This window comes from Rivularia sp. UHCC 0363 (genome assembly GCF_034931125.1).
Classification (GTDB): Bacteria; Cyanobacteriota; Cyanobacteriia; order Cyanobacteriales; family Nostocaceae; genus Rivularia.
The window spans coordinates 118,510-130,445 of sequence record NZ_JAYGHM010000013.1 but is presented as its reverse complement, the minus strand read 5'-3'; the positions used below and the strand labels follow the sequence as shown (position 1 = coordinate 130,445).

Annotated in this window: 6 protein-coding genes and 1 pseudogene; all 7 read right to left on the bottom strand. The window is 36.7% G+C overall.

Features of this window, described 5'->3' with window-relative positions; genetic code table 11:
• The coding region (locus VB797_RS10230; RefSeq protein ID WP_323237560.1) for a putative Ig domain-containing protein at positions 1-5,162 on the bottom strand (5,162 nt) is incomplete at its 3' end.
• A 392-nt stretch (positions 5,163-5,554) separates the two neighbouring features.
• A pseudogene (locus VB797_RS10225) lies at positions 5,555-5,806 on the bottom strand (Gfo/Idh/MocA family oxidoreductase); the annotation flags it as partial.
• Between the two features lie 407 nt (positions 5,807-6,213).
• Complete coding sequence (gene rpsU, locus VB797_RS10220) at positions 6,214-6,402, bottom strand: 30S ribosomal protein S21 (RefSeq protein WP_015121075.1); 189 nt, start codon at positions 6,400-6,402, stop codon at positions 6,214-6,216.
• 177 nt (positions 6,403-6,579) lie between these two features.
• Entirely contained in the window at positions 6,580-6,855 is a 276-nt protein-coding gene (locus VB797_RS10215) for an RNA-binding protein (RefSeq protein WP_323237559.1), read from the bottom strand.
• Positions 6,856-7,284: 429 nt separating this feature from the next.
• Complete coding sequence (locus VB797_RS10210; protein ID WP_323237558.1) at positions 7,285-8,541, bottom strand: aspartate aminotransferase family protein; 1,257 nt, start codon at positions 8,539-8,541, stop codon at positions 7,285-7,287.
• 177 nt (positions 8,542-8,718) lie between these two features.
• A complete protein-coding gene (locus VB797_RS10205; RefSeq protein ID WP_323237557.1) occupies positions 8,719-10,383 on the bottom strand; it encodes an RluA family pseudouridine synthase in 1,665 nt (554 codons plus the stop codon).
• A gap of 137 nt (positions 10,384-10,520) precedes the next feature.
• A complete protein-coding gene (locus VB797_RS10200; RefSeq protein WP_323237556.1) occupies positions 10,521-11,732 on the bottom strand; it encodes a bifunctional sterol desaturase/short chain dehydrogenase in 1,212 nt (403 codons plus the stop codon).
• Between the last annotated feature and the right edge of the window lie 204 nt (positions 11,733-11,936).

The following is an 11,936-nucleotide window of genomic DNA, read 5'->3' as shown; positions in this document are numbered from 1 at the left end:
TTAAATCCATAAAGAAAATCATTTCCTGCTTGACCGTTGATAGTATCATCCTCTGATGAACCTCTAAGCCTATCGTCTGCGGAAGTTCCCTCGATTTGAATTCCTGCAACATCATTAAGGTTAATGATAATAGTTCCTGGAGTACTAGTTAAAGTCCCATCGCTGACAGTTACTTGTAATTCAAAACTGGATTTGGTTTCAAAATCTAAATCATCAGCATCGTTAACAATAATTCTTCCGCTTCTATTGATAGCAAATGCTGCTCTACCATCCTTATCTATATCTAGATTTCCGTCAGTGATTGTCCAATTTGATAAAGTGTTTTTATCTGCATCTGTTGCTAATACTTGATCGACAAAACTTCCGACTCTACTATTTTCATCGATAGTAAAATTTTGATTTGTATTAATAGTAGGTGCATCGTTAATATTTGCAACTGTCAAAGTAAAAATATTTTGGGTAGCTAGACCAGCATTATCGGTTGCTGTGACTTTGATGTTGATTGCACCAAGATTATTAGTGGAAGTACCGCTAAAAGTAGCAGTCTCAGGATTAAAAATTAACCAATTTGGTAATGGTAAATTATCTTCCAAACTTGCATTTAGGGTCAGTTTATCTGCATCTGCATCTTTAAAGGTATTATTCGGTACGCTGAAATTAAATGTTGTATCTTTGTCGATTATTTGATTAGCAATGGGATTTTCAACTATGGGTGCGTCGTTAATCGATTGAACGCGAATTTCTCGAATTACTGATTTATTGATAGTGCTAAAGCTACCATCATTAACAGCAAATTCAACTTGACGCGGATAAGTAGAAGGTCTATCTGAACTATTAGCGTAAGTAATATTACGCATTAATGCTTCTACTGCTTTTGGGGTAGCTTTGGAATTAAAATTAATTTGCAAAGGAATATTATTAATCCCACCTTGAAAAGTCCCAATCAAATCGCTACCAAATAAAATACTATTACCAGAGATACTAATTTGACCAACACCATTACCTTGATTTTTAATGCTTAAAATGTCTTCGTTAAAAACACCTGAAATCAAACGGACTGTTAATTTGCCGTTATTGAAATTAGCAGAATCAAGGTCTGTTAGGGTTATTTTCGGGTCAATAATTACACCGGGGTCATTTTCGTTATAGGTAACTGTATTATTAATGGGACTTAAATATTTGGGATGAGTTGTAATTGAAATATCACCCAGCTTTACTTCTGCTCCAGCATAGGGATTATTATCACCGAAGAAAATAAAATTGGATTTATTATAGGGATTAGGAAAAAATCTGTCAGGTTCAGTACTAGGTTGGTAAGCTGAGTAATCCCGCAGTCTACCGCTAAGAATCGATGTATTATTGGCGTAAAGAGTATAGCTGTATCCAAAAATTGCTAAGTCATAATTAACAGATTTGGTCGTGTCAAAATCGACTCCTTCTACTTGAGTAAATAAAGTCAGGTAAGGATTTGCAATATTAGCAGCTTGAGAAGTTCCCGGATTAAATACACCATCTTGCTGTACCCAAATCCGATTTTTCCAGAAACCGAGTTCAATACCTTGGCGATCGCTACCTAATAAAGTAACGCTAAATCCGGCTCTGTCTGCTTTTCCATCTCCGTTTTTATCGTTATTACCATAGCTGGTATGATCTTCCCAAAGCAATTGAGCGTTGAAGCTAAGAATATAACCCTCATTTTGGTCAAGATTCGGAATTGTTCTGGTGTTGAAACCAGCGTAAGCTTCATTCCCAGAGGTCAGCTTAATTCCACCATTTACTAAGGTTTTGTTAGCGTTTGGACCGAATTGTTGATATTCAAACCAAGCATCAGGTGCGGAATTTGGTTTTGTTGGGTCTAAATTAGTGCTGCTATCGTACAGAAGTTGATTTTTACCAATAAACGGAGCATCGTTAACAGCTTGGACATTAACGGTTTTGTTAACAATACTAGCACCACCGTCACCATCGCTAAGCATAAATTCCACGGTACGGGGAGTTGTGGAAGGATTGCGAGAGAAGTTAGTGTAGGTGACGCTTTGCAATAATCGCTGAACAATTTCGCGTGTCGCATTAGCATTGAAATCAATTACCATATCCTCTACACCATAGCTGGGAGTTAGGATACCAATTTCAATATTTTGATACTTAACGATTCTACCGTCTAATCTAATACTACTATCACCGTAAATACCCAGGCGGTCATCGAGATGACCACCATTGGTAATCCGAACGGTTAATTTACCTTTATTAAAGTTTCCAGAATCTGGATCTAATATTGTTGCATTCGGGTCGATAAATCTCAGGTAGTTATTGCTATAGTTTTCTTGAAAATTTGCAATGTAAGATGATAATTTAATTTCGGGAGCTTGATTTTCTAAAGCCCATACCTGCGGACTATCGAAACCATTCTCTTTGACAAAGTACAGTTTATTATCAATTGCAGTTAAGTTAAAATCTTCAGAAAAGCCGCTACTACGATTAACATCATCTACGAAAATCGCATCACCATTACTTTCTATTTTCCATAATTTTCTACTAGCATTATCAGTAGCAGTAAAGTAAAGCGTATCATTAATATTAGTGAAATTGGAAAAATTAGTGAAATTGGACAGATTAAAAGGACTATTACCGCTGTTTACAACTGGTTTAACTTGACCGCTATTATCTACCCACCACAGTTTTTTCCCTATACTATCAGTAGCAGTAAAGTAAAGCGTATCGTTAACCACCGTTAAATTTTCTGGGTTTGAAGAAAGATTACCAGGATTGATGTCTTTAACGAGTGTTACGAAACCATTCTTATCTACTTTCCATAATTCTCTACCTGTAAAATTACTTCCTTCATCAGCAGTAAAGTAAAGCGTGTCTTTGACGACTGTTAAATTTGAGGGATTAGATGATTCAGCACCATAGTAAATATCTCGAACTATAACTGTCTGTAGATTCCCATCACTATTAATCTTCCAAAGTTCTGTACCGTTATAATTCGTAGCAGTAAAGTAAAGCGTACCGTTTACATCTGTGAGATTTTCCGGATTTGATGAACTGTTGGCAAAATTAACATCATTAACACGCTTTGAATAACCTTGTTCATTTATCTTCCACAGTTGTTTATCGTATTGTCCATCTTCAGCAGTGAAGTAAAGCGTATTGTTAATAAAAGTTAGATTTTTAGGATTAAATGCTGCATTGTTATAACTATAGTCACGAATCGCTTCAGCATCACCTATTTGATTTATCTTCCACAATCGTCCTGCATTCTCCTCACCAGCAGTAAAATAAAGCGCACCATTGATTACGGTTAAATTTTGGGGATTTAATCCTGGATAATCGCTACTAAAGTTATTAAATCGAACAGACTTTACACTACCTTCACTATCTATCTTCAACAGTTGTGTTTTATCATAAGTATCGGTAGCAATAAAGTAAAGCGTACCGTTGATAACTGTTAAATTTGAAGGATTGGACGAACGATTACCCAAGTTAATATCATTGACAAGTTGAGAAATCCCGTTGTTATTAATCCTCCATAATTCTGTACCTTTATCTTCGGCTTTTGCAGTAAAGTAAAGAAGACCGTTGACAACAGTTAAATTTTTCGGATTCGACGAACGATTACCAAAATTAATATCTTGAACTAATTCTGAAACACCATTATTAATCCTCCACAGTTCCCGACCTTTATCTTTAGTTTCCGCAGTAAAGTAGAGAGTACCGTTAACATTAATAAAATCAGATGGAGCTTGACGAGTTTCTAGGTTTATTTTAGTTAGAGGTATCGCAGTTTCCGTACCAAAGCCATTATCTATCTTCCATAGTTCACTACCGTAATAGTTATCCCTAGCAGTAAAATAAAGCGTGTTATTAACAACTTGTAAATTTAACGGATTCGACATTTGATCGAAATTACGGACAGTTTCTACATAACCGCTACTATTTATCTTCCAAAGTTTTGAATTATTATTTGCATCAGTTGCACTGAAATAAAGAGTATTATTAGCAATAGTTAGATTAGATATAGATGAACTTGGAGATATTCCATTTACCCATTGAGCGTAACCGTTCTCAATTTTCCACAGTAGCGAATCTTCGGAAGTAAAGTAAAGAGTATTGTTAACAATAGTAAAATTAGACAAGTTTGAGAAGCTACCAAAAGTACCAGGAACTTGTTTAGTGTAACCACTATTATCAATTTGCCAAAGCTGTAAACCGTTGTATCGATCAACTCCACTAAAGTAAAGAATATCATTCACAACTACCAAACTTGACAAATTTGATAAATTTAAAAAACTACCATAATTATTAAGTTGTTGAACATTACCGTTACTATCTATTTTCCATAGGTATGGACGATTGGTGCTATCAGTAGTACTAAAATAAAGGGTGTTATTAGCAACGGTGATATTTGAAAAATTATCGTAACCGTTACCAAATAAGTTAATAGGTTGACTATTACCTTGATTATCTACTTTTAAAAGTACAGGTTTTTTGTATCTATCTTCCGCAGTAAAATAAAGTGTATTGTTAACAACGTTGAAGTTGGAAAAATTAGAAAAAGCAATCGAAATATTATTAACTTGCTCGTTAATTCCTGTAATATTTGTTCTCCACAGTTGCATTTGATTGGAGTTATCTATAACAGTAAAATAAAGTGCGTCGTTAAAAATGGTCAGATTTGCAGGATTAGAAGACTGAGAATAAAGGTTAATTTCTTTAACAACCTGTGGTTTTCCAAAGCTATCAAGCTTCCACAATTCTTTACCATATTTGTTATCATCGGCAATAAAATAAAGTGTATTATTAAAGACGGTGAAATTTTCAGGATTGGAAGAATTTGCACCCAAATTAATATCCTCAATAAGTTTGGGTATACCTGTTTCACTTATTTTCCATAACTCTCTACCTTGTTTTGCATCTTCAGCAGTAAAGTAAAGTGTACCGTTAACAACTGTGAGATTCTCAGGATTTGATGATGCAAAACCAAGGTTAATATCGCTGACACGTACAGGAGGATTACCGTTTGCTTGCAATTTCCATAATTCTCTACCGTTTCTTCCATCATCAGCAGTGAAGTAAATAACTCCATTAAAATCGATTATTTCTAAAGGGTTAGAACCGATTAAAGAGGAATTGAAGTTTGTTAATTGCTTTGGTATATTCATGTTATTACTTAAATGAATGATTAAAAATTTGCACTTTTATCAAACCTTTTTGAATAATCACTTTTCAAATACAGCCTAAATCTTTACGATTCAGCAATCTGCATCATATAATCGCAACTATTAAAGAGCTATTCAAAAAAATTGTATTTATTATCTAATAACTATTATCCGGATTTCTGGTATAAATATCATCGAGGAATTCTCTGAAATATTTTCAAAATAAGCCTGAAGACTCAAGGGTTTAGATTAAAGTTAGCGGTTATTACTGAGAAAAATATCATTAGTTAAGTATTTATATATACAAGAAATAAGACGCTATATTACAACGTCTCTACATCCAAATTTATTAGTAATTATTCCCCATCCCCAATTACCAATTACCAATTACCTCTTTAAGAATTACCTTGCATATCAGCAGCATTAACGAAATGTTTTGGTGTTTCAATCGCAGGAAGCTGAATTACTTGCTCAACAGTTGGTCTTTTTTCTACCTTAAATTCATCAAGTTTTACCGGCTTTCCTGTTTGCGCTGATTCGATAATCGCACGAACGATACGCACATCTGCTAAACCTTCAGTTCCCGATGGTTCTGGTTCTTGATTATTTAATATGCAATCAGAAAAATATTGAATTTCTGCACCAAATTGATCTCCGGCAGTGACAGTATTTTACTGCGCGATCGCAACATCAAAAATTAATACTGTTAAATTAAGCCTGTATAGATTATAGGGTACTGTTAGTGCAGCGGAACGCACTATTCTAGTTAAATTAAATATTCATTTCTTAAAAGCTGAGAATCCCGATCGCACTTTTATAATTGGATTCTTAAATAAGTACTATTAATTAATATTACTTCTTCTACCTGCTCCCAATTCCCAATTCCCAATTCCCGATTCCCTTTACTGTCCACTTCAACCTAAGAGAGGGGAAGACAATTATCAATGAACAACTATTAATAGAATAATTGATGACTGATAATTGACCCACCATAATACTCACTTAGCTCATCTTCCTGCGGAAATCAAGAAAACTTTAGAAAATTTTACTGTCTTTAGTATTTAAAACGTCTCTTACGCTGCTTGGATCGAGCAATTGCTTTACGCTTATGTTTCTGTAGGGGCGTTTCAAAGTGACGATGTTTCTTGATATCCGGCATTATACCAGCTTTAGAAACCTCACGCTTGAATCTACGTAATGCTGATTCAATTCCTTCGTTTTCGCCTACAACTATTTGGGTCATTCTTTCTCCTATCTAAACTAACACTCTCTAATATCGCAATTAATGCTCAAATGTAAACAGTAACATTAACTGCGAGCAAAAAAAGGGCAAACTTCTTGTATGCCCTTCATACTTAAAAGCTAAATATTTTTCTAATCGAATAGAACCGCCTTTATTATATCCTTTACCACTATTCCCTTACCATCTCCCACCACCATCCGCACCTTTTTCCGGTTTTGGCTTGGCTTTGTTAACTCGTAGACTACGACCCATCCATTCAGCACCATCAAGGGATTCTATGGCTTTATCCTCTTGTGCGTCATTTTCCATTTCAACAAATGCGAAGCCTCTAATACGGCTTGTTTCTCGGTCAAGTGGTAAATAAACACTTTTGACATCTCCATATTCTAAAAAGACCTCTTTCAGGTCATTTTCCGCAACCTCATAGGAAAGATTGCCCACGTAAATCGACATACAACGTCTCCAGAATTAACAATGTGAGGAGATTACATCCGGAGAAGTCTGCAACACATAATCTTAAACAAACTGACCAGCCGAACTTAATCTTCTAGAAATACCATAGCATAAATCACAAATTAGATGGCTGTGTTACTTCTATGTAAACCTTTTGGCATCAGTATTTAAAAGCAAAATATAAATTGGGAATTGGGAATTGGGAATTGGGAATTGGTAATTGGTAATTGGTAATTGGTAATTGGGAATGGGTAATTGGTAATTGGTAATTGGTAATTGGTAATTGGTAATTGGGTATTGGGTATTGGGAATTGGGAATTGGGAATTGGGAATTGGTAATTGGTAATTGGTAATTGGGTATTGGGTATTGGTAATTGTGTTTTAGCAAGCGACCAAGATGGTCGCACTATTAAACATTTATTTATGACTTTACAATTTGGCGATAATTTGTTCGACAATTTGCAAGGCTCGATCTATTTCCGCTTCCGTAACGATTAACGGTGGTACAAAACGTACAACTTTGGTACCTGCGGGTACTAATAATAAACCTTCGTTCATTGCAGCTTTAACTACATCAATAGCGGTTAATTCAATATCTGATTGTAGTTCCATGCCGTTAATTAAACCCCAACCGCGTACTTCGGCAATATATTGGGGATATTTTTGTGCGATCGCCTGCAAACCCGATCTTAACTGTTCACCTCTATGATGGGCATTTTGGACAATATTTTCTTTTTCCAAAGTATGGCAGACGGCAAGAGCTACAGCGCAAGCAAATGGATTACCACCGAAAGTACTAGCGTGTTCTCCGGGTTGAAATACATCACAGAATTTCTTCGCCATCATCGCACCAATGGGAATCCCACCTCCCAAACCTTTAGCGCTGGTGAAAACGTCTGGTTCTACTCCAAGATATTCATAACCCCACAATTTACCACTACGTCCCATTCCAACTTGCACTTCATCAAACATCAGCAAGATACCAGTCTCGTCGCAAATCGAACGCAGCTTTTGAAAATATTTTACGTCTCCAGGACGAACACCACCTTCTCCCTGTAGTGGTTCTAACAAAATAGCACCAACTGCGTAATCACCTTCATCCAATTCACCAATTGCTGCTTCTACTGCATCAATATCGTTGTAATCTACGTAGTGAAATCCCGGTACTAAAGGATTAAAGTTTTTTTGATACTTCGGTTGTCCGGTAGCGGTAACTGTTGCTAAAGTACGTCCATGAAAGCTGGCATTCGCCGTTAAAATAATTGGGTTATCAATATCTAAAACGGTATGAGCATATTTCCGCGCCAATTTAATCGCCGCTTCGTTGGCTTCTGCACCGGAATTACAGAAAAATACTTTATCAGCACAGGAATGATCGACTATCCAACGCGCTAGTTCTCCCTGTTCGGGAATGTAATATAAATTTGAAACGTGATGTATTTTTTGAATTTGTCGCGTTACCGCTTCAATTAATGCCGGATGTGCGTGTCCCAAGGTACAGGTAGCAATTCCTGCCACAAAGTCGAGATATTCTTTACCTTCAGTATCCCACAAACGGCATCCATCACCTTTTTCAAAGGCTAAAGGAAAACGTCCATAGGTGGACATGACAACTTCGTCAAAACTTTCTTTATTAAAAGGGGTAGATGACTGGTTAGCTTGTTGAACAAGAGTCTCAATGCTCACGGCTTAACTCCTGAATATTTGTATATTTAGACAAACGGGAGAAAGGAGAAAAATGAAACATTTTTGGCAAAAGCCCTTTCTCTTTCGTTTTTTACCAATAATGAAGGTGAAAGATATATTGTAGTGTAAATTACTATTTTTGGGAAATACTTTGAAAGGGAATGGGGAATAGAAAATTTAAAATGGCGTTTCTGCTTTCAGATGTATCTTTTCACCAGAATGCGGATGCTCAAATGTTAGTTCCTTTGCGTGTAAATGTAACCGAGTCGCTTCTCTAACTTCGCATCCGTAAAGTTTATCTCCTAAAATAGGTATAGCCAAACCCTCCGTATCCGCAGCATGAACTCTTAGCTGATGGGTTCTTCCTGTTAAAGGTATAAATTCGACGCGAGTATAATTTCCTTGACTTAAAACTGTAAATTCAGTGATACAAGATTTACCATGCTTGTAATTAACTTCTTGATAAGGACGATGTTCGGGATTTCCCCACAGCGGCAATTCAATCCGACCTCGATCGACAGATAAATTACCTGAAAGTAAGGCTTCATAAACTTTTTTGATTAATCTTTGTTCAAACTGCTTACTCAATAACCGATGAGTTTCTGGATCTTTTGCTAACAACAAAATCCCAGAAGTATCCATATCCAAGCGATGCACTGCTGTAATATTTTCACCATCGAGCAATAAATTACTTAAGCGACTCAAAACGCTATCTTGATTGTGATGATATCTTCCCGGAACCGATAGTAAACCTGGGGGTTTATTTACAGCAATTAACCATTCATCCTGGTAGATAACGGGAATTTCTTTGCTAATTAGGGAACGTCGGACACCCCTCTCCTTGATAAGGGAAGGGGGTGAGGTTTTCAACCCAGATAACAAAAATCCCATCAACGGCTGACAGCGTTCCACACAAGCACCGTAGAATTGTCCCTGGACTTTATCGCGATTCGATTCTCCCCACCAAAATTCCGCGATCGCCAATGGTTTTAATTTATTCGTTGCTGCTGCATAATGAAGTAATTTAACTGCACAGCAATCACCCGTACCCGTTGGTATTTGCGGCATCAGTTGCTGTAAAGTTGAGGAATTACCCAGAAAGTTCATCACTGAATAAGCTGCGTGCATTTGCGTTTGCAGTTTGCGGGATATTTCTTGACGCTGCTGCTTCAATACCCGAATCTTGATATCTGCACCATCAATTATTATTTGCAGCGGTTGTAAAGCTTCGTCACGCTGTCTTTTGAGTAATTTACGTTCAATTCCATCCCGACGACTAGATTCGTTAAGTTTTTCTAACTCTATATTTAATTCTTCCTCCGTCAAGGTTTTGTGGAATAGCTGACGTTTTTCCTGACGTTGTTGTTTACTAACTTGATGACGTTTACTCATTTCTTGTAAATGTTTGGTAAACTGTAGCGCTATAGTTTCATGTTGTTTTCTTTGAGTGAGTTGTTTAAGCTGAATAATTTCTTGTTTAATCGCTGATAATTCTTCTAAAGTGCGATTTTCTGCTAACACTACTTGTTCTCTACCAGGAATTGGTGGTACCCAACCTTCAATTAGACTACAGCCATTCAGCAACCCCGAAAAAGCCTTGAGTATACGTTTTTCACCGTTTGGTAATTCTACTAATAATATCCCGTACATTTTCCCTTCACGAGAATATACTTTATTACTCGCGAGTTGCTGCATTAAACTAATTGCGATCGCTTCTGCTTCTAAAGTCCGGGGAAGCTGTAGTAATTCACCATTCCTATATCCTTGATAGTAATAAGTAGCAAGTGTATCAACTTGGTAATCGGTGTCGAGAAAATCTGAAAGCGGGTGCAGAAGTAACATTTTTAATACACCAAGCAGCGAGCAGTTATGGATTTTGGAATTAATGTAACGGTAAAATCGTTTCTACATTTATATTTGTATTTGTATTTGTATTCGTATTTATCACTGCTCACTGCTCACTGCTCACTGCTCACTGTTCACTGTTCACTGCTAAAAATCCGATAGTACAACCAGGTACTCAATTCCTTAATTGGAAAAAAGATATAAGTCAAAGGATTCACAGTGACGATAATATTGCGAAAATCCCGACACGCTAGAAACACAATCCCTTTCGCGACTTGCTGTGCGGACATTACTCCATAAGGATTTAATTGACTTTTAAATGGTCCTAAGATTAATTTACGAATTGTACAAGGGGAATCCAACCGCTTCAAAGTAATGATATTCCCCAACGCTCTTTTACTCAACTCATAAAGCGGACTCAAAGCTGGAGATACTTCCGCTTCCGAGGTATTAATCCAAATTTCCTTAGTTGCTTTATCGTTTGCACCCGTTACGGTAGAGAAAAATACGTCCATCAATCTCACCGCTGAAAATGCATTTACCTCAAAAGATTTATCAATATCCTCCGACGTGCGGCTACCGTGAACATTTATGCCGTGATTAATAATTAAAATATCTACTTTTTGCAAGCGCGATCGCAATTCTGATTCTTTTCCCGATTCCCAAGGTATTACGCTTACTTTGGGTTGTTCGACAATTTTTTCTGGATTAGTTGTCAAGGCTATAACTTTGGCGTTATTTAGCAGCAGTTCAGATGTTAAGGCTTGTCCTAAACTACCACTAGCTCCAGTTATAGCGATAGTTTTACCTTTTAGAGAAAGTGCGGTTCCCAAAACTTTATCTACTATTGGAAATACACCACTATAATAAGCATTCACATCGTCAAAATGATGTCGCCAATGGTAAGTACGATTTACCCACCATACAGAAGGAATTACGTCTAAAGCTCCCGGTTTGTGAGTATAGTCAGTTTCAACTTTTCCTAAGAAATATCTTAACGACGCTCCATAAAGGAAAGTCGCAGCATAAAGTACCCCCAACCATAAACCCATCGGACGAAAAATAATTGCGATCGCGCTGATTATCACCAGCAGCAAAATCGATTCAACAATATCATGATAAAGCTGGGAATCCTTATAAGCTTCCAGAGAAATTATCGATAAATCCCGCTTGTATACCTGATGGTGTTTGTTATGCCATTTAGATAACCATTGTACGTGATGACAAGCAGCGTGATAGCTATCTCTAACCACCTCCGCAATCAAAATTGAGAGAAACCCCCAAGCAACAAACTGTAAAGTATACGTCGTCGCTACAACCCAATTAATTTGTAATCCTGCTGCCATCACGGTTTTAATCTCAGCTAATATTTGTATTATGTATTTTAATTAAATACACCATACATTCTGTTTAGCACTTCCGAACCATATATATAAGGATATTTCCGAGCAGTTTAATATTTTTCGATGGTAGGGTATTAAACATGGTGAATTGGGTATTGCAAGAAATAGTCAAAAATTCTTACTGCCCTCATGCTCTAAGATTACCGA

What these genes read in the sequence shown, in the direction of transcription:
- VB797_RS10215 (WP_323237559.1), bottom strand. Translation starts at nt 6,855, where the DNA reads ATGTCGATTTACGTGGGCAATCTTTCCTATGAGGTTGCGGAAAATGAC.
- VB797_RS10200 (WP_323237556.1), bottom strand. Translation starts at nt 11,732, where the DNA reads ATGGCAGCAGGATTACAAATTAATTGGGTTGTAGCGACGACGTATACT.
- VB797_RS10205 (WP_323237557.1), bottom strand. Translation starts at nt 10,383, where the DNA reads ATGTTACTTCTGCACCCGCTTTCAGATTTTCTCGACACCGATTACCAA.
- rpsU (WP_015121075.1), bottom strand. Translation starts at nt 6,402, where the DNA reads ATGACCCAAATAGTTGTAGGCGAAAACGAAGGAATTGAATCAGCATTA.